19 protein-coding genes and 2 riboswitches are annotated in these 18,474 nt (G+C 42.8%); of the genes, 8 read left to right on the top strand and 11 right to left on the bottom strand.

Going from position 1 to position 18,474, the window contains the following annotated elements; all coding sequences use genetic code 11:
• Positions 1-321 precede the first annotated feature (321 nt).
• The 4 genes from fumC to ACQKL6_RS18225 all read left to right on the top strand — a co-directional run bounded on the left by fumC (position 322) and on the right by ACQKL6_RS18225 (position 4,127).
• Positions 322-1,704 (top strand): class II fumarate hydratase, encoded by a 1,383-nt coding sequence (fumC, locus tag ACQKL6_RS18240; RefSeq protein ID WP_402867663.1) that lies wholly within the window; start codon positions 322-324, stop codon positions 1,702-1,704.
• 107 nt (positions 1,705-1,811) lie between these two features.
• Complete coding sequence (locus ACQKL6_RS18235; protein WP_402867664.1) at positions 1,812-2,054, top strand: hypothetical protein; 243 nt, start codon at positions 1,812-1,814, stop codon at positions 2,052-2,054.
• Positions 2,055-2,280: 226 nt separating this feature from the next.
• On the top strand, positions 2,281-3,477 hold the full coding sequence (locus ACQKL6_RS18230) for an MFS transporter (protein WP_402867665.1): 1,197 nt from the start codon (positions 2,281-2,283) through the stop codon (positions 3,475-3,477).
• Between the two features lie 239 nt (positions 3,478-3,716).
• Positions 3,717-4,127, top strand: a complete 411-nt coding sequence (locus tag ACQKL6_RS18225; RefSeq protein WP_402867666.1) for a hypothetical protein — start codon at positions 3,717-3,719, stop codon at positions 4,125-4,127.
• Between the two features lie 68 nt (positions 4,128-4,195).
• Here ACQKL6_RS18225 and ACQKL6_RS18220 read toward each other — a convergent pair whose 3' ends face one another.
• The 5 genes from ACQKL6_RS18220 to ACQKL6_RS18200 all read right to left on the bottom strand — a co-directional run bounded on the left by ACQKL6_RS18220 (position 4,196) and on the right by ACQKL6_RS18200 (position 9,015).
• Positions 4,196-5,338, bottom strand: a complete 1,143-nt coding sequence (locus ACQKL6_RS18220; RefSeq protein WP_402867667.1) for an ABC transporter ATP-binding protein — start codon at positions 5,336-5,338, stop codon at positions 4,196-4,198.
• A gap of 99 nt (positions 5,339-5,437) precedes the next feature.
• Positions 5,438-6,337: a PucR family transcriptional regulator gene (locus ACQKL6_RS18215; RefSeq protein WP_427651680.1), complete on the bottom strand. Its 900-nt coding sequence runs from the start codon at positions 6,335-6,337 to the stop codon at positions 5,438-5,440.
• 134 nt (positions 6,338-6,471) lie between these two features.
• Positions 6,472-7,293, bottom strand: a complete 822-nt coding sequence (locus tag ACQKL6_RS18210; protein WP_402955637.1) for a MetQ/NlpA family ABC transporter substrate-binding protein — start codon at positions 7,291-7,293, stop codon at positions 6,472-6,474.
• A gap of 50 nt (positions 7,294-7,343) precedes the next feature.
• Positions 7,344-8,012, bottom strand: a complete 669-nt coding sequence (locus ACQKL6_RS18205) for a methionine ABC transporter permease (RefSeq protein WP_402955640.1) — start codon at positions 8,010-8,012, stop codon at positions 7,344-7,346.
• Positions 7,999-9,015, bottom strand: coding sequence for a methionine ABC transporter ATP-binding protein (locus tag ACQKL6_RS18200; protein ID WP_427651678.1), 1,017 nt, complete (start codon positions 9,013-9,015; stop codon positions 7,999-8,001). The genes ACQKL6_RS18205 and ACQKL6_RS18200 overlap by 14 nt, the downstream gene beginning before the upstream one ends.
• 69 nt (positions 9,016-9,084) lie before the next feature.
• Positions 9,085-9,194, bottom strand: a riboswitch (SAM riboswitch).
• Positions 9,195-9,520: 326 nt separating this feature from the next.
• On the opposite strand from ACQKL6_RS18200, the gene ACQKL6_RS18195 reads away from it, so the two are divergent.
• Positions 9,521-10,342 (top strand): MBL fold metallo-hydrolase, encoded by an 822-nt coding sequence (locus ACQKL6_RS18195; protein WP_427651677.1) that lies wholly within the window; start codon positions 9,521-9,523, stop codon positions 10,340-10,342.
• A 95-nt stretch (positions 10,343-10,437) separates the two neighbouring features.
• Positions 10,438-10,639: riboswitch (cobalamin riboswitch) on the top strand.
• Positions 10,640-10,867: 228 nt separating this feature from the next.
• Positions 10,868-11,092: a hypothetical protein gene (locus ACQKL6_RS18190; RefSeq protein WP_402867673.1), complete on the top strand. Its 225-nt coding sequence runs from the start codon at positions 10,868-10,870 to the stop codon at positions 11,090-11,092.
• A gap of 29 nt (positions 11,093-11,121) precedes the next feature.
• Here ACQKL6_RS18190 and ACQKL6_RS18185 read toward each other — a convergent pair whose 3' ends face one another.
• The 6 genes from ACQKL6_RS18185 to ACQKL6_RS18160 are packed head-to-tail and all read right to left on the bottom strand — an operon-like array spanning position 11,122 to position 16,649.
• Positions 11,122-11,313, bottom strand: coding sequence for a hypothetical protein (locus tag ACQKL6_RS18185; RefSeq protein WP_402867674.1), 192 nt, complete (start codon positions 11,311-11,313; stop codon positions 11,122-11,124).
• A gap of 58 nt (positions 11,314-11,371) precedes the next feature.
• Positions 11,372-11,575 (bottom strand): YheE family protein, encoded by a 204-nt coding sequence (locus ACQKL6_RS18180; protein WP_402867675.1) that lies wholly within the window; start codon positions 11,573-11,575, stop codon positions 11,372-11,374.
• Between the two features lie 60 nt (positions 11,576-11,635).
• Positions 11,636-12,832, bottom strand: coding sequence for a YheC/YheD family protein (locus ACQKL6_RS18175; protein WP_427651675.1), 1,197 nt, complete (start codon positions 12,830-12,832; stop codon positions 11,636-11,638).
• Positions 12,829-14,196 (bottom strand): YheC/YheD family protein, encoded by a 1,368-nt coding sequence (locus ACQKL6_RS18170; protein ID WP_402867677.1) that lies wholly within the window; start codon positions 14,194-14,196, stop codon positions 12,829-12,831. Before ACQKL6_RS18170 ends, ACQKL6_RS18175 begins: the two co-directional genes overlap by 4 nt.
• Positions 14,197-14,199: 3 nt before the next feature.
• Positions 14,200-15,270, bottom strand: a complete 1,071-nt coding sequence (locus ACQKL6_RS18165; protein WP_402867678.1) for a YheC/YheD family protein — start codon at positions 15,268-15,270, stop codon at positions 14,200-14,202.
• A gap of 29 nt (positions 15,271-15,299) precedes the next feature.
• Positions 15,300-16,649, bottom strand: coding sequence for a YheC/YheD family protein (locus ACQKL6_RS18160; protein WP_427651674.1), 1,350 nt, complete (start codon positions 16,647-16,649; stop codon positions 15,300-15,302).
• 138 nt (positions 16,650-16,787) lie between these two features.
• Here ACQKL6_RS18160 and ACQKL6_RS18155 point away from each other — a divergent pair, with 138 nt between their 5' ends.
• Positions 16,788-17,927 (top strand): DUF445 domain-containing protein, encoded by a 1,140-nt coding sequence (locus ACQKL6_RS18155; protein WP_402867680.1) that lies wholly within the window; start codon positions 16,788-16,790, stop codon positions 17,925-17,927.
• A 75-nt stretch (positions 17,928-18,002) separates the two neighbouring features.
• Entirely contained in the window at positions 18,003-18,356 is a 354-nt protein-coding gene (locus ACQKL6_RS18150; RefSeq protein ID WP_402867681.1) for a YlbF family regulator, read from the top strand.
• Positions 18,357-18,474 lie beyond the last annotated feature (118 nt).

The raw sequence follows: 18,474 nt of genomic DNA, 5'->3' as shown, positions 1-18,474 counted from the left end.
GAGACCTATATTCTAAATTTTGAGCGAAATTTCAAGAAAATATCAAAAAGGGGTCCGGAATGAAATCATTCCGGACCCCTTTTGTCGACAAACTGGAACATGTATCATGTTTATCATTATAAAATTACGAATTCAACAGAGTAATAGAACCGGATTCAGATTAAACGGACTTTTCTGAAGGAAAAGGTCATTTGTGTTCCGTTTTTTTTGCTTTACAATAATAAAGTTTGTACAATATATAGGGGATCATATAAAACGTCATTATTCATTACATATACATATTGTTTCTCAGTGGATAGTGCGAATATAGGAGGAGAACACATGGAATATAGAATCGAACGAGATACAATGGGGGAAGTAAAAGTTCCTGCTGATAAGTACTGGGGTGCTCAAACGGAAAGAAGCCGTAATAACTTCAAAATCGGTTATGAAAAAATGCCGATTGAATTAGTTCATGCATTTGCTTACGTAAAACAAGCGGCAGCAAAAGTGAATTTTGAACTTGGCGATCTTTCAGAAGTGAAGAAGGATGCCATCGTTAAAATTTGTGGTGAAATCCTTGAAGGGACGCTTGACGAACATTTCCCACTTGTCGTCTGGCAAACAGGTAGCGGCACACAAAGTAATATGAACGTGAATGAAGTGGTCGCAAACAAAGGGAATAAATGGTTAGAGGAAAAAGGCGAAACTGAGATGCTTCACCCGAATGATGATGTTAACAAAGCACAAAGCTCTAACGATACATTCCCGACAGCCATGCATATCGCAGCTTATATGGAAGTTGCCGAAAAATTGGTACCGGCCATTAAAGTGCTTCGTGACACATTCGAAGCCAAAGAAAAAGAATTCTGGGATGTCGTGAAAATTGGACGTACCCATCTTCAAGATGCGACACCACTAACTCTTGGCCAAGAAATCTCCGGTTGGAAAGCAATGCTTGATAAAGATTTGGCGATGATCGAAGAAAGTAGCCAAAAATTATTGAACCTTGCATTGGGCGGTACGGCTGTAGGGACTGGAATCAATACGAAAAAAGAATTCCCGGCACTTTCTGCTAAACAAATCGCAGCGGATACAGGACATTCATTTGTCACATCGGATAATAAGTTCCATGCTTTAACAAGCCATAACGAAATTGTTTATGCACACGGTGCTCTTAAAGCATTGGCTGCTGATTTAATGAAGATTGCCAATGATGTTAGATGGCTGGCAAGTGGCCCAAGAAGCGGAATCGGTGAAATCGCCATTCCTGAAAATGAGCCAGGCAGCTCCATCATGCCAGGTAAAGTGAATCCGACCCAATGTGAAGCAATGACAATGATTGCGACACAAGTTGTCGGAAATGATGCTACAATCGGTTTTGCAGCAAGCCAAGGGAACTTTGAATTGAACGTTTTCAAACCGGTCATCATTTACAACTTCCTGCAAACCGTTAAATTATTGACTGATGGCATTCATTCCTTCAATGATAACTGTGCGGTAGGAATTACAGCGAATGAAGATAAGATCAAAGAAAATGTTGATCGTTCTCTTATGCTCGTAACGGCATTGAACCCACATATCGGGTATGAAAAAGCGGCTAAAATTGCGAAAACTGCATTCAAAGACAACTCCACTTTGAAAGAAGCGGCGTTGAAACTTGAATTCCTAACGGAAGATGAATTCAAAGCATGGGTTGACCCTGCTAACATGGTCAATAAATAATCAACAGGTAAGCATCCTTCCTCGCATGTAGGGAGGATGTTTTAATGTGTTAAAATGATGGAATAAACGAATACTTAAACTAGATAAATCGAACAGGAGGAATGGTCATGTCTTTATGTCCACTATGCAATGGTCTTAGAAAAATGCATTTGGAATGCCCTAAATGCAGTAGTGACCTTGAAGATCAAGGGAAATTGATGGATTATGCCGATGATTACAGTGCTTATATGGATATTGATACATTGAAAAAAAATGACGGTTTTCCCGAATCCCTTCAAAAGGGACAATGCCCGCATATTATGAAGTGCCCCAACTGCGGACACGATGAAGTGATTTTGGTACAGGAATAGAGTTCTTGAATAATAGGGTGAGACCTTAGAATAATTAATGATCGAGACTTTTTCATAAAAATGAGAAGTCTCTTTTTTATGTGGATCATTTTTTCATGAAAAGGAGGTTACCTAAACTTGGAATTGGAAATTCATAGTGGAAAAATAGAGGGATAGTGGGCTTGTCTCGCCGTATAATGTTATGGTAGTGAGTTATTCGTGGAGAATGGAAAGTAGGGTGGTAACCTTGGCAATGCTCTTATTGGTTATGATTTACTTGGCTTTCATAAGCCTGGGTCTTCCAGATTCCTTACTGGGTGCTGCCTGGCCGGTCATGCAGTCTGATTATGACCAGCCACTGGAGACTGCAGGCTTACTTTATATGATTGTTGCAGCAGGGACCATTTTCTCAAGCCTGGCTAGCGGCTGGTTAAATAAACGACTGGGGACGGGAAAGGTCACGTGTATAAGTGTGGCCCTGACAGCGGTGGCCTTATTTGGCATTGCCTATTCTCCCTCTCTGGATTGGCTTATTATCTGTGCGATCCCTTTGGGGCTGGGTGCAGGAGCTATCGACGCTGCGCTGAATAACTACGTGGCGTTGCATTATAAAGCCCATCATATGAACTGGCTTCATTGCTTTTGGGGAGTGGGGGCAAGCATAGGACCCATCATGATGTCTTATTATATGGCTAATCAAGGCACATGGAGAGCTGGTTATGTAACCATTTCCTATATCCAGTTCACCCTAGCCCTTTTACTCGTGTTAACCCTTCCATTATGGAAGCTAGTCTCTCGGAGGGTGCCAATCGATGAAGGTAGCACAGTGAATCCGGATTACTTGGAAGAACGGGTATCCAAGGAAAGGCCGCTTAAAATCAAAGGAGTCAAGTATGCATTGTTCACGTTCTTTTTCTATTGCGGCGTTGAATCAACGTTAGGACTGTGGGGAAGCAGCTATCTTGTGAATAGCAAGGGCATGTCAGCTGCTTTGGCCGCTCAAGGGGTCTCTTTTTTCTATACGGGTATTATGCTAGGACGGCTTATAACAGGATTTATTCTTTTGAAGGTCACCAACCATCAGCTCATGATCCGATTGGGACAGATTGCAGCACTTATTGGGACGGTACTCCTTATCCTGCCCTTGCCGGTTACGATGTCGCTTGTCGGTTTTGTTATAGTCGGATTGGGCTTGGCCCCCATTTATCCTTGCATGATTCATGAGACCCCCGCCAGGTTCGGTAAAACCCATTCACCGTCCATCATAGGATATCAAATGGCTGTGGCATACACGGGGACCACCCTTTTGCCGCCCTTTCTAGGGTTAATTGCTTCGTACACTACGCTTGATGTATTTCCGTACTTTGCTCTGGTTTATGTGATGGCCATGCTGTTCGGATCTGAAAAGTTGAATGGAATGTTGAAGAAGCGTTGGGCTAATTAAGATCCCTACCTTGGATGGGAGGACTACCTCATGAATCGTTATGAAGTGATGAACGTGAATGCCATATTTTAAAGTCTTATTGCTTCGTGGTAGGCAGGCGATTAGACGCAGGATAATGAAGCTGAAAAAAGAAACGTGGAGCGGGTCGATAGAAGTGGATGAGGTAAGTTTTTGGAATAGAATAGTTCGGCGGATCGTCCATATATCGAGGAAAAGAGGAGTATAAAGGAGCATGTAATGTGAGTTTAGCGAGCTATATTGGGTGTAACGTGGAACTCCGTCTTAGTGAAGATGAAGAGCATAACGCCTTAATTCAGATTGGAGATTGTTTTTCAAGTAAATACGACAAACAACATGTAAAAAAGTATCAATTCACGGCACAGTTTGTTTATGAAGTGTCATCCGACTGGGGAATTGAAATTTCAAAAGATATGAGTCCAAGCCAGTGTTTTGAATCAAAAAAGAAGCTTACGGCATTATGTGAAATGATGAATGACTATCTTGAGAAAGGTGAGTATTTCGAATTGTATAGTTGCTGGGTAGGGGAGGAGAAAGAAAAACGAGTAGGTGAGTTAACGTTAAAAATGGATACATTGAATGTTGATTCGATTGAAATGCCTGAAAAGACATTGGTTCGATTTGAGAAATAAGTTGAGGGAAGCCTTGGTCGATAAGGCTTCCCCCATTTGGATGCAAATCCAAATCAAAAAGTAATTACTTAAGCCATCTTCGTTTGCTGGTTGCCTTCCATTTCTGATTCTTCGTCAAAAATACGTTGCTCGGACTCTTTATCAAAGAAATGGGTTTTATTCATATCAAGGGCCAGGTCAATGGCATCACCAGCCTGGATGATATGTTTGGCATCCACCCTGGCAACAAAGTCCTGTCCGGCGAATGTCGAATAGAGCATGATTTCGGCACCCATTAGCTCGGCCACATCGACTTGAGCCGTGAATGTTGAAGTGGGCGATGCGGAAATGAACGTTTCTTCGTTATGGAAATCCTCAGGCCGGATGCCAAGAATGATGTCTTTTCCGATATAGCCTTGATTACGAAGCGTATCCATTTTGAAAGGAGGCACCTCAAGTGTTTGCTCCCCAATTTGAATGAATCCATCCTGCAAGGTACCTGTAAAGAAGTTCATGGCAGGTGAGCCGATGAATCCGCCTACGAAAACATTTACAGGCTTTTCATAGACATCTTTCGGTGCACCCACTTGCTGGATGATGCCATCCTTCATGACTACAAGCCGGGTGGCCATGGTCATGGCTTCTGTTTGGTCATGGGTGACATAAATCGTTGTTGTATTGATCCGTTTGTGCAGTTTAGCGATTTCTGCGCGCATTTGTACCCGAAGTTTTGCATCAAGGTTGGAAAGGGGCTCATCCATCAAGAAGACTTTGGCATCCCGAACAATGGCCCTTCCAAGTGCCACACGCTGGCGCTGCCCGCCAGAAAGGGCTTTAGGCTTCCGTTGTAAGAAGTCTTCAAGTCCAAGGATCTTGGCAGCATCATGGACGCGTTGCTTGATTTCCTTCTTCGGCGTTTTCCTTAGCTTCAGTCCAAAAGCCATATTGTCATAGACGGTCATATGAGGATATAAAGCGTAGTTCTGGAAAACCATCGCAATGTCCCGATCTTTTGGAGGCACATCATTGACCCGCTTGCCATCTATAAAAAGATCCCCTTGGGAGATGTCCTCAAGGCCGGCAATCATCCTTAAAGTGGTCGACTTTCCACACCCCGAGGGTCCGACGAAAACAATGAATTCCTTATCGGCCACGCTAAGGTTGAAGTCTTTAACGGCTGTCACCTTATTATCATAAATCTTGAAGATATGATCCAATACTAACTCTGCCATGAACTATTCCTCCTCTTAAACTCCTAAATTCGTAATGATATTTATAGTCTACTCTATCAATACTGAAATAAATATGGGCACACTGCACAAAAGGGATAATTATCCTTTTTGCTCATTTAAGAGAATGAGGAGGTAGGCAGCCAAAGCATGCGGAAAATTCCGTACATCCAGTCCTGTTTTTTCAGCGAATTTATCTATCCTGTATTGCAGGCTGTTCCGATGGATATAAAGTTGTTTAGCTGCCAATGAGGCGTTGGAATTACATTCGATATACGTTTTAACCGTTTTGATCAATTCATGATCCTGCCGCGTCTTGCCAAGCAATTCATTGATGTACCATCTTTTATCCATGTCAGTACAGGCATTCATGAGTGCGTAGGGGATAATATTGGGTAATTCCGTCACCTTAACATCGGATAGATGGAGCAAAGAAAGTGTGAAACATTTTCTCTCTTGTATCAGATGGTGATGAAGGTCCGCATCGACAGGGTGAAATCGACCGGCATAGACCCTGATCTTCACGTAAAAGTCACTCTCGAGTGTAGATGAGATGGCGAGAAAATCATGCGTCGATAAGGGTTCATCCATGTCTGATTCAATTAAGGTTCCCGCCGTTTCATTCTCCCAGACCAGGATGGAATCGGATGGTACGAATGAGAGAATCGCTTCCTCGAAATGATCGTGTGAAAAATCCCCATGGGCCAGGTTAAAGTAGGTGAACCGGACATTCTCCCAGTTCGTTAGGGGCTGGGAGGCACGCGGCCCAAATAAAAAATCATTCCAAGTAGTTTTTTGGGTAGTGGAGGTGTTTGGACTTTGGAGTGATGGAGTGTCAAAGAGTAGCGTAAGCAAACGGATTCCCTCCGCCGATATGTCTGAGCGGGGAATGCCAATTGTATGGCCGAATGGATCTTCCAACCAGAAATATGCCGAGATGTCCTGTGCATCTTTTTTATCTGAAAGGGAGTTTGGGAATGTATGTTTAAGCTTATTAAGCATCATGTTCACCTTCTTTCCATTCCATTATATCCAAAAAGGGCAAAGCGGAAAAGAAAACAATGACTGCGTTCGTAGGTATTGTTAATCAGTAAAGGCCTGCCCCAGACAGGAGCAGACCCATACTTGCTGTTTCCTTATTTCATCCAATCGGGTTTACCGAAGCCTTGGAACTTGTCATCAATCACCTTTTCGAATTCGGCACTTTCTACAACTGATTTGATATCTTTTGCAAATTGGGCGTCTTTATCCTTAGTGTTTACAGCCACGACATTGCGATACGTATCTGGCATGTTTTCTAATGCAAGAGCATCTTGAAGGTCCATTTTGGCGGCAATCGCAAAGTTACCAGGAACGGCCGATAGGTCAACACTGTCCGTTGCACGAGGTAATTGTGCCGATTCCAGTGGTTCGAATTGAATGTTCTTCGGATTCTTTGTTACATCTTTCTCAGATATTCTTAATGGATCAACATCCGGATCCACGTCAATCAGGCCCTCATCCAATAAAACTTTAAGTGCACGGGAGAGGTTGACTGGGTCATTGGGAACGGCGATGGTCGCACCATTTTTAATATCGGTCAATGATTTGTATTCCGTGGAGTAAATGCCCATCGGTGCCGTTGGAACAATAATAAGGTCAGAGAGCTCTAAGTCATGTTCCTTTGCGAAATTATCCATATACACTTTATGCTGAAAGAGGTTGGCATCGATCGAACCATTACCAAGTGATTTATTCGGCTGGATATAATCACTGAATTCGACGATGTCCACTTTGTAGCCAAGGTCTTCAAGTCCGGGTTGTATGGCTTCTATGACCATGTCGGCATAAGGGCCAGTCGTTGCCCCGATTTTTAATTCTTTCTTGTCCTCCGTTTTAGTTGTCGCATCGTCATTTCCGCAAGCTGACAACCCAAGGGCTAATGCACATATAGATAATAATGAAGTGATTTTTTTCATGAAAAATTCCTCCTTGTTTAATGTAGTGTCATCGTTAACATTCATGAATCTTATCGTTTGTTTACATAGTGAGAGGCCTTATCGCCTATCATTTGGATGATTTGGACAAGACAGATCAGAACGACCACCGTTGTGATCATGATCGTGTTGTCATAACGGTAATAGCCGAAACGAATCGCGAGGTCACCGATTCCTCCTCCGCCGATTGTTCCTGCCATAGCCGAGAAGCCGATGAGTGATATCGTCGTTAATGTCACGCCTTGGATGATTCCAGGCCTTGCTTCAGGAAGAAGCACATCCTTGATGATCATCCATGGGGAAGCGCCCACGGCGATCGCGGCTTCGATCACTCCCTTATCTATTTCCCTCAATGTAGATTCTACGATCCTAGCGAAAAAAGGTATGGCGGAGACTGATAGGGAAACGGAAGCCGCTAGCGGTCCAATCGTTGACCCGGTAAGGAATTCGGTTAAAGGAAGCAAAGCGACTAAAAGAATGATAAACGGAATCGAGCGGACTAGATTAACCACGAAACCGAGGGACCGATTCAACGTGATATTTTCAAAGAACAAATTCCTGGTCGTCGTAAACAGCAATACTCCTAGAGGCAGTCCAATCAGGAGGGCAACCGCAAGGGAAATTCCGACCATATAAATCGTTTCCAGAAAGGCTTTATTAAGGTCAGGCAAAATATTGATGATGGAATCAAGCAGTGACATGCTTTAACACCTCCACGGATCGGGTCCGGCTTATTATGTATTCAAGGGCTACTTGCACTTCTTCAGGCTCACCAATCAATTCGATGATCAAGATTCCTAGAGGGATATCCTGGATATATTCAATTTTCCCGTGCAGGATATTCCCTCTGACAGAATAGTTTTGTAGAGTATCCGAGAGAATCGATTCACCAGCGGTTTGCCCTTCAAATTGTATTTTGATAATCGTTCCTTTGTTTTCCCTTATAAGGTGGGGAGGAAGTTCAAAATCCAGCACGCTGCTGATGAACTGCTTAGTCAGTTCTTGTTTGGGTTGTGAAAATATTTCATAAACAGGGCCATCTTCAATAATTCGTCCATCTTGCATGACGGAGACACGATGGCACAGTTCCTTGACCACTTCCATTTCATGGGTGATCAGCACGATGGTGATGCCCAGTTCTTTATTGATCTTTTTCAACAACTGTAAGATCGACTTCGTAGTGGTTGGATCAAGGGCTGATGTCGCTTCATCACATAATAGGACGGTAGGGTCATTCGCTAAGGCCCGTGCAATGCCTACCCGCTGTTTTTGTCCGCCACTGAGTTGAGCCGGATAAACATCTTTTTTATCCCGAAGGCCAACGATATCCAAAAGTTCCAGAACGCGGTTAGTAATGACCTCCTTTGGTTGATGGGCGGCTTTCAAGGCGAAGGAGATATTGTCAAAAACCGTTTTGGAACTGACTAGGGAAAAATGCTGAAATATCATGCCGATTTTCTGGCGTTGTTTGCGAAGCTCCTGGCTTGATAAGGTTGTTAAGTCGACGCCATCGATGATGATGCTACCATTGGTCGGACGCTCAAGAAGATTCAGACAGCGAATCAATGAACTCTTTCCCGCGCCGCTATACCCGACAATCCCATAAACCTCTCCCGTTTGAATGGTTAAAGATACATTATCCACTCCGATAACTCGGGTATTCTTCGAGATATATTCCTTTCGAACTGAACGAATTTCAATCATGATGCTATCCTCCTTATACATAAAAAAGCTACCTCTATCATTCAGAAAGAGGCAGCGAAATTATATCCCGTCTTATCTTTCAGAATGGTATTTCATTCTGCAGGAAGGGGCACCATTCCCGATGTGGGGCGGTTGCCGGACGTCATAGGGCCTGGTCCCTCAGTCACTCTTGATAAGTTAATTACTATTTTAGTATTTTATTATTTTTTTAATATAATCTATATTATTTGTTAAATACAGTAATGTCAATTATTTTTTGAATTTTATCAAGATTATGAATCAAACGATCTACTTGCCCAGATTATAGTGGCCATTTGCTAAGTTACACGGAACGTCCCGGATCTTACATGGCCTGTCTGCGTAAGAATATGGACTTTGATCACTCCCATCATTAGAAAAAATATTATACTTGTAAAAAGTATGGAGAGATAATACATTTATTGTAAGTAAATTAGTAAATAAAGGATGATGAGTTTTTCCAAAAAAATGATTGGGGTGGAAAGTCATGCTGGAAATGAAAACGATAAACGATGTGGTTTGCGTAAAAGGGACACCGGAAGGAAACAAATCAGGCATGAGCGTGAATGTGTTCTTAACCGATGGCATGTTAGTTGATACGGGTGCAAAAATCTTGTTGAAGGAACTTACTCCATTCTTTGAAACCGCTGATTACGATATGGTTGCGCTGACGCATTATCATGAGGACCATACGGGTGGGGCCGCATGGATACAGGAACATAGGAACGTTCCCATCTATATTCATCCGATGTCCCTCGATATTTGTGCAAAGGATGCAGAATATCCCGTTTACCGTAGAGTTTTTTGGGGAGATAGGGATGCCTTCAAGGCAGAACCATTAGGAGGGGTCGTCCATTCACGCACTCAAACATGGGAGCCAATCTTTACGCCAGGGCATTCGAGGGACCATATGGTTTACCTGAACCATAGTAATGGCATGCTGTTTTCGGGTGACCTGTTTGTAACGCCGAAAACGAAGCTAGTTTTAAGGGAAGAATCTATCCCGGTCATCATGGAATCCATCAAGAAACTGCTTCAGTATGATTTTAAAGAGGTCTTTTGCTGCCATGCCGGATATGTCCCGAACGGAAAGGAAATGTTTGAAAGAAAGCTCAGTTACTTGGAAAATCTGCGCGGTGAAATTCTGCGTTTGCATGATCAAGGATTGGAAGTCCATGAAATTCAGCAAAACGTGTTGCCTAATCGGTATCCGCTTATCGAGATATCCGGTCATGAATGGGATTCGGAGCATATCATTACATCGATCCTGAAAGAGAGTAGGGTGTATTCAGAGGACAGGAAGAAATGATGAATAAGAGGAAAGAGGATAGATAGGGCCCAAGAACAAGGCAGGAGCCTCATTGTAATCCTAGTGAAAATTTGATACAGTTAAACTGAAAAATAGTATTTCGTCTAGAAATGGGTGCAGATAAGAAAGTGTAGCTTATCTGCTTAAAAGGGAAGTCGGTTAGAATCCGACGCTGTCCCGCAACTGTAAATGAGAGCGATTCGAAGGAATGCCACTGTCTTTTTTGCAAGAAAAGATGGGAAGGTTCGAAAAGCGATGATCATGAGCCAGGAGACCTGCCCGTTTTTAGCACAACGCCAGAAACCTACGAGGATAGGGGGTGTTAAGTGCGAAAAATTAGCAAGAACATGCTTTCTTATTTTTGTAGAAAAATGGGGAATCATGGTCATTTTTGTTATGTTTCGTTTGCACTCTAACAACTTCTGAATGGGAAGTTGTTTTTTGTTTTTTACAAGTCCATATTGGACAATATTCAAAAAGAATCCTGTTAATTAGACAGGACAGCTATCATAGGGGGCCATATCATTGTTTGGTACAGTTGAGCATTTTACGGACTATTTAAAAGCGCAAATCATGCGTAACTTTTGTGTGGAAGAAATGATATCTTTAGATGATTGCCGAGCAAGCTTGATTGAGGAAATCCAGGTTCATGGCAAAAACGTAGAAGATAGGAAAGAATACGAAGCAAATCTTGAAAGAGCCTTTAGCCAAGTGAATCTAGAAATATTCGGCTATCAAGAAATCAAGTAAAGAGCCGCCCATAAGGGAAGCCCTTGTTTTCAATCTTTATTGATGTTCGGTTCCGTTTCATCATGAAAGTCATGGGCTTCCTCAATGTTCAAGGTGTCCGCGGCTTCATAGACGTTTCCGCCAGCAAGTCCTTCATTGATGATACGATCGATATCGAGATATACAGAATCCTTACCGTCATACTCGGTATCCTTCAGAAATGTAATCTTTTCTTTATCCAAATGAAATCCCTCCTTGGCTTTTTATTAGTGTTAGCCAAAGAGGGATTCTTTATTCTATTTAGTCGTACACGTGGTACACCATTAAATCATGAATCATGCCCTTGAGTTTTTCTTCCTCTGACTCTACAGGCGGATTGGTTAACCACTCAATGGACCCATCTTTATGATAGAGGGCTTGGACGGCCAATTTATTGAAGTAAAAGGAAATCTTCCAGCCAGGTAAATTCTTGTGCAACGGCTTCCATTGAAAATGCGTAATCATATGTATAACCTCCATATCGCTGTTTCTCATTTCATTATAATGGAAAAAGCAGGATGGAGGTTATTTTCTTATGTGATTCGGAAAAGTTAATTCAATGAACAGGTTTTTTAAATGTAGTAGGCGGCTCGCTTCAATTTCCTCTTCATCAAATTGCATGGGTTTTGAATTGACTTCATAAATGAATAGAGCACCGGATGTATCTTCCCCGATATCAATGGAGAATTCCCCAAGAAAGCCAAACTTCCTGGAGAGGATGATTCCACATCTTTGCGCAATGTTCGCCAACTTCCTGTTTAACGGCCTCGTTTGTAGCTGCTGATAGGGAAAAAGCTTTCCCCCCCTTGGTGTATGGGTTGTGATTTCCTGGGTTTGCGACATCCTCACGCCCTTGCCGGTCACTTTATAAAACCCATTTTCATAATGAACAAGAATACGGTAATCGTATCGGTGTCCATTCAGTTTCTTTGGAATGACCGCTCGTTGGGCCAGATACCCCCTCTTTTTGAGCGACGCCTTATTGGCTTCCCAAAACGCGGAGAAATCAGAATACAATTCCTGATGTTTCAGGCTATTGAATTGGAGGGTGCCATCAGGTTTTTCTAGCAGGGTGTAGATGCCCTTACCTTGGCTTCCTTTGCATGGTTTCAAATAAATATGTTTGTGGAAATGTAAGAAGTCCGCTAGTTGGGTAGGGTCGGATAGGTCTATGGTCGATGGAAGATGGCGGGCTAGAGATCCATCTTCCGTCAATGCTTCGTACATCAAGTACTTATCTAAAAAATGAGGGTTGAATAAAGTGATACGATGTTCTTTAAAAAAGGAAAGGAGTTCTTGAAAACTTTCCGATGCTTCGAATCCCCTTTTGGGAATGCGATTATAAACGATATCGGGCAGTGGTAATTTTACCTCATTCCATGTGTTCGTTTGTGGAGAAAAGATGAAGCCTTTCATGTAGTTGGAAAGCAAGGATTCAACCGTGAATACATAGGCCAATATCCCATGATTCGATAAATATTGAGATAAATTCTGAAAAAGTGTCAAATTCCCCCCTATACCTGATTCCTTCTTTGGATCTAGAGAGGTCAAGATACCAACGACTAGCACCCGGTTTCCCGGAAATAAAGTAATCGGAAAAAGTGTCTGATCCTGGGTGTCCTGCTTAAAAGGGATTTCCTCATTCGCGGCTCCCGCATATAGCTGCATATCTTCCTCGTTATGGCTCCATCTCTCAGAGGGAACATCATAAAAAATGTTCATTTCTGTGTACCAATCGTTTGTGAAATCGTCTGTTCGGTAAGATAAATGGCATAATCAAGGCTGAGCTTCCTGGTTAAAAGTTCAAATTCCTTTAACTTTGGATGGGAAAAGATAGAACGGCCTGGTTTAGAATTAGCTTCGAACATCCATACTTGCCCTTTTTTATCCAATCCGAAATCGAAGCCGATTTCTCCTATGATGCCATCTAGGTGCTCCTCGATGCTTTCACTTAATATAAGAGCGGCTTCTGATAGCTTTTCCTCGATCCGTTTAGCTTCTTCGTCATCTCCGTATAGTTCGGCAACCGTCTTGATGACCCCGCCGCTTTTAATATGGGTCGTCACACTGCCAGCCCCGGAAACTTTTGCGGCGATGGCCGTCACTTGCCAAACCCCATTGCTGTCCTTGTTCGTATGGACCCTGAAATCCACTGGCCGCTTTGAAGAGCGGATTAACGGGATGCCTTGTTGAACGATCAGGTTCTCAAGCGGTCGATTATGAAATACATGTTTGAGGATGGATTCGAGTGTGGAAAACTTTTGTAATTTGTTTTCCTGTTCCTCATTTTTATACCGGCAATAGTAGACATTTTCATGCTTATCATACAGAATTTGATGAATGCCGAGGCCAAGGCTACCATGAATGGGTTTGATATAGACTTGGCGATAATGCGACAGAAGCGTCTCGACGACGGATAGAGATTGAAAAGGGTAGGTCTCCGGTAAAAATGGCAAAGCCCGATCATCCGCATTCAACCGTTCGTAAACATCCCATTTATTGAAGAAACCAGGATTGTACCAAGGAATCTTATATTCCTTTTGGAACTTTTGCTTCACTTCCTTTGGCCCCTCACGGTTTTCCGTCATTCGGTTGGGAAGCCGGTCATATACGACGTTGGGAAAAGGGAATTCATTGATCTGCCAGTTTTCCTTCTCATATACATATCCTTTAATCGTTTCTTGATCCCAATTGATGACATTCTCACCGAAAACAAAGGGGATACAACCGGTTGTTTGACTGAGAGAAAGTAATTTCGAAAAAAAGCCGGAACGTTCCCCAAGCGGTTTATTGGAAATGCCTGTGAAGCCTGATGAGAAAATTCCAATGAGCGGGCCGATATGAAGGCTCTTCCCGTATATAAATAAATGAAGGGGAGTATCGATCTCGTTGAACATCAAAGAATCTGCAAGACTATTCGAGAGTACGATTGATTGCTTGATGGCTGGATTTGGCTTGACGGCTGCAGGGCAGGAATGCTGCCCAAAATAAATTAATTCGATATCCCCCAGTTCCCCAAGGTCAGACGGATAAAAAAGGACGTGGCCGGGGATGTTGGCAATCTCTGCAGGGTATGTCTTTCGCATGGGTCATTCACCTGCTTTCAGAAGATGTTCGGATAAATATTGGCAATATTTGAACGGGGCTTGATAAATTTCTTTCATGGACTCTGGTTGGAGTGTTTGGATGATCTTTCTTCCGGGCTTGGAGTTAATGTCCAAAATCCAAATTTTCCCCGCCTTATCGATGCCTAAATCGATTCCAAGTTCGAATAGCCTTTGAAAAGCGCCTTCCGTCTCCACAGGGAGAGTCCGGAGGATATGCTGGATGGTTTGTTCGACGGTTACCGGGATGGAATCAGGATTCTTTTTCATGAAGTCTTCAAGCGATAAGGCTTCTCCGCCAGTCGTCAGATTGGAAGTGATATGATCTTGTTTCCCAAGACGAATGCCCCGCCCCCGTTCCAGCCACTGGTTTTTTTCGTTTTTCTGAAGCAAAATCCGTAAGTCGAATGGTTCGTTCTTCTGGTTGCTCAATTCTAAATAAGGTTGACATAGGTAACTATAGCGAGTTAATAAGTGCTGTAGCCATTTATTCAGTTGCGATTTTGATTCGAATTGGCGGTCATATTTCGTTCCTTTTTTGGTCATGGAGACGGTTGTGCCTTCCTTAGTTTTCGTCAGAAGGTAAATGCCAAGACCGCCTGATCCAAACTCGGGCTTAATGATGATTTTTTCCAGGCGTTCCATGTGCTCGATTATTTGCTCAGGTGTCGTGACCCGCTCCGTCTCTGGGAAAAAGGCTTGAAGCAGGGGATTGGTTTTCAATGTTCGGTAAACATCCCATTTGCCAGGGAGGCCAAGCCCAAGAAAATTCGAGTTTTCTTTTAACCAATTTATTTTCTCACGTATATCATTATGCTCACGGGAAATGCCATGAAAACAACGGTCATATACAAAATCAGGAAGGTCAAGTGAAGCAGGAAGCCAAACTTCTTTTTCCCCATCAAAGCGCTCGCCCTTGATTTTCTTCGAATCAACGTCCATATTTTCCGGTACGAACTTACAAACATTCATGCCAAGGGTTTTAGCCGTCTTGGCTAGCTCGGTGAAATAATGATTTTCTTGTGTATCTTTCGTGGACATTAGCCCTATTAACACGTGCCAGCAACTCCTTTTATGGATGGTCTTCACTCATTTATCGCATACATAAACTCAATAATCGACTTTACAGATGGCCGGAATGTTTCATAGGTACCTTGGAATTTTTTTGAGGGCTTCGAATTCACTTCTATGATCCAAGGATGCTTGTTACTATCAAGGGCTAAATCGATACCCAGCTCCCCAAATAATTCCGGATGGTTGTCATCAAGCGCAACTGCCGTCTTCTTGGCTAAACGGATGAGGCTTTGATATAAACGTTTGGCTTCTTGGTGATCCACGATCTCTTTTAAAAAGTCGGAACCGTTCTTCATGACACCACCTTGTGCGAGGTTAGAAACGATATTTCCCGAATCCCCGATTCGTGCAACCATGGAGGTGACCTTCCATTGATGCTGTCCGTTTTTATGAAGCAGGATGCGGAAATCCACTAATTTCTGATCGATCTCGAATAAGGAAATCCCCTTTTGAAGGATGTAAGCTTGATTCCGGCAAAACTTTTTCAAGGCCGAGAATAATTTCTCCTTCGTTTCGATAGTATGGATATTGTTTTCTGTTCCAGCATGCTCGATTACCCATCTGCCCGATGATTCGGTCAGCTTGCAGATATTCCGCCCCTGACTGCCTGTCGAGGGCTTTAGATAGCTTACTGGATGCTTATCTAAAAATGTCATGAAGGGTTCCTGTTCATTAAACATCACCGTCTCGGGTAAATGTGGAAGCAGGGTATAATCTGAGAGCAGAAGCTCATGCACATCATGCTTGGAAAGGAACCGCCCGTTGAACATGGGAATGGCAAGGGATTTCAATTCCGTTGAAAAGTTTTCGAATAGTGGTGTTCCTTCCACCTTCCGGGAGTGGATCCGATTGTAAAACACATCAGGAATGGGGAGCTCAAGGGTCTCCCACCCATTCGCCCCTGGCCAATATCCTGTAAGGATCCCGTCCGCAAGTGGCTGTGGTTTTGCCAAAAAGAAAGGAAAGCCTTTTTGATTACAATAGGCTATCATCTCCTGATAAAATGGTTCCATTTCACCGAATGTGCCGCTCTGCAAGGGCCCCTGGTTAATGAGGACGGCAAGGAAAGGCGCTATTTGCAACGTTCTCTCCTCTGCATGAAAGGAAACGGAGACCGGCCCCGAGAAGGGAGGCAGAGATAAGAATTGGTTCGTATCATGTGAGATCTTTATGGTGGATTCCGGTGAGGCGAATGTTTGGACAAGTACCGGGACAGAACGCCGTCCGGCAATGAGCGTAAGAGGTTCTCCATATTGAAGGTCCCATTCCTGAAATAGTTTTTCTTCGACAAACAACAGTGCCTTCTTTCTTGTAGCAGCTGAATTTACCGTAATAAAAACTTTTTGGTATTTCAAGGTCATAATAATTCCCCGTTTGCACTAAGTTTGATATCCTTTTATAATTAAATGATGGGCAAAAGTGGATATCACATTCTATGTTTTTCAAAGTAGAACGTGTCATATAGCCCCTATTTCAAGCAATAAAAGGAGAAAAACATCATGGATGAGTTGTGGGTAAAAATACTGTTTATGGTCGTTGTCGGTGCAGTCATAGGAGGGTTCACCAATTTATTGGCAATCCGCATGCTGTTCAGACCCTATAAGCCCATATTTATTTTTGGAAAGCAGGTGCCGTTGACACCGGGTTTAATTCCGAAGCGGCAGGATGAGTTAGCCAAGCAGTTAGGGAAATTGGTCGTCGAACATTTAATCACACCCGAGAGCATTCAAAGTAAGGTTATTAATGATGCCTCTATAAAGAATATGAAGATTTTCGTACAGTCAGAAGTGAAGAAGGCGTTGTCCACGGAAAAAAGTACGGCACAACTGTTGGACCAATTGGGGATGAAGAATTCTTCCCTGACAATGGAACAGCGTTTACAGACATTCGTCCTTGGTAAATACGAAACATGGGCAGCGGAAAACCGAGGAAAGAGTCTACAAGACATCATTCCTTTGAATATCCAGCAAAAAGCGGTGAAATCAATCCCGGACATTTCGAAATATATCGTAACGAAGGGGAAAGAATACTTCAACAGTGCCGATGGCAAGGGACGACTCGAAGAAATGCTTGATGATTTTTTCAAAGAGCGAGGAAAAATGATTAACTTGATTCAAATGTTTATCGGAAATGAAAAGTTGATCGATAAGATTCAGCCGGAGATCATTAAATTCTTTGATCAATCCCGGACGGTCGACTTATTATCGGTCATGATGGAAAAAGAGTTGAGAAACCTTGAAAAATGGGATATGGAGAAAGTGGAAGGATTAATTGGAAAAGACACGATCCGCACGCTGATTACAGAAAAAACGGGAGAATGGATTCCGGTCGCTTCCATCATGGAAAAACCGGTTCGTGAACTGACGGCTAGTTTTGCGGATACCATCGTCAACAAAGGTGTTCCGATTTTTGTTGAAAAAGCCGCGGACTATTTAATTGTCCATTTCCAGCCACTCTTCCAACGACTGCATTTGGATGATATCGTGGAGGAACAGGTATCTTCCTTTTCCGTTTCACGCTTGGAGCAAATGGTTGTCTCCATCACTAAGAAGGAATTATCGATGATCACATATCTAGGTGCCCTGCTTGGTGGAATCATCGGTCTATTCCAAGGATTTGTGACCGTTTTATTAGGATGACGTGTAATTAGTAAAGGGATTTGTTATAGTGGGAAAGGTGTAGGAATACAATGATTACCGGGAGGGGAAAATTTTATGAGTAACGTGTATGATGCAGCATATGAAATGGAAAAAGCGATTCGATCAAGCAATGAATATGCAGACTTGCAACGGTTATATGATTTAGTCAATTCAGACCCAGCTACGAAAGGGATGTTCGAAAACTTCCGTAACTTGCAGATGACATTGCAACAAAAGCAAATGATGGGGCAGGAAATTGATCCCGAAGAAGTGGCACAAGCTCAAAAAACTGTGCAACTTGTTCAACAGAACCCAACGATTTCTCAATTGATGGAAGCGGAACAACGGATGAGCATGGTCATTGCCGACCTTAACAAAATCATCATGAAGCCACTAGAAGATTTATACGGCCCAGCTGAACAGCAATAATACCAAAAAAAACTCCTTTGCCTTATGGCGAAGGAGTTTTTTTGAAAAAGAAAGACAAACTGATCCTGTTCTACTCTACAAATTTTAGTCATAAATTTGAAAGAGGATATTACAGATG

This window comes from Peribacillus sp. NPDC097197 (assembly GCF_050278025.1).
GTDB lineage: Bacteria > Bacillota > Bacilli > Bacillales > DSM-1321 > Peribacillus.
This window is presented reverse-complemented; position numbering and strand designations above follow the sequence as displayed.

Excerpts from the sequence above, each read along its gene's own strand:
- ACQKL6_RS18155 (WP_402867680.1), top strand. The coding sequence starts at position 16,788 with ATGGATGAGTTGTGGGTAAAAATACTGTTTATGGTCGTTGTCGGTGCA.
- ACQKL6_RS18235 (WP_402867664.1), top strand. The coding sequence starts at position 1,812 with ATGTCTTTATGTCCACTATGCAATGGTCTTAGAAAAATGCATTTGGAA.
- ACQKL6_RS18180 (WP_402867675.1), bottom strand. The coding sequence starts at position 11,575 with ATGATTACGCATTTTCAATGGAAGCCGTTGCACAAGAATTTACCTGGC.
- ACQKL6_RS18175 (WP_427651675.1), bottom strand. The coding sequence starts at position 12,832 with ATGAACATTTTTTATGATGTTCCCTCTGAGAGATGGAGCCATAACGAG.
- ACQKL6_RS18220 (WP_402867667.1), bottom strand. The coding sequence starts at position 5,338 with ATGGCAGAGTTAGTATTGGATCATATCTTCAAGATTTATGATAATAAG.
- ACQKL6_RS18160 (WP_427651674.1), bottom strand. The coding sequence starts at position 16,649 with ATGACCTTGAAATACCAAAAAGTTTTTATTACGGTAAATTCAGCTGCT.
- ACQKL6_RS18170 (WP_402867677.1), bottom strand. The coding sequence starts at position 14,196 with ATGCGAAAGACATACCCTGCAGAGATTGCCAACATCCCCGGCCACGTC.
- ACQKL6_RS18200 (WP_427651678.1), bottom strand. The coding sequence starts at position 9,015 with ATGATTGAAATTCGTTCAGTTCGAAAGGAATATATCTCGAAGAATACC.
- ACQKL6_RS18195 (WP_427651677.1), top strand. The coding sequence starts at position 9,521 with ATGCTGGAAATGAAAACGATAAACGATGTGGTTTGCGTAAAAGGGACA.
- ACQKL6_RS18215 (WP_427651680.1), bottom strand. The coding sequence starts at position 6,337 with ATGCTTAATAAGCTTAAACATACATTCCCAAACTCCCTTTCAGATAAA.
- ACQKL6_RS18205 (WP_402955640.1), bottom strand. The coding sequence starts at position 8,012 with ATGTCACTGCTTGATTCCATCATCAATATTTTGCCTGACCTTAATAAA.
- ACQKL6_RS18210 (WP_402955637.1), bottom strand. The coding sequence starts at position 7,293 with ATGAAAAAAATCACTTCATTATTATCTATATGTGCATTAGCCCTTGGG.
- ACQKL6_RS18150 (WP_402867681.1), top strand. The coding sequence starts at position 18,003 with ATGAGTAACGTGTATGATGCAGCATATGAAATGGAAAAAGCGATTCGA.
- fumC (WP_402867663.1), top strand. The coding sequence starts at position 322 with ATGGAATATAGAATCGAACGAGATACAATGGGGGAAGTAAAAGTTCCT.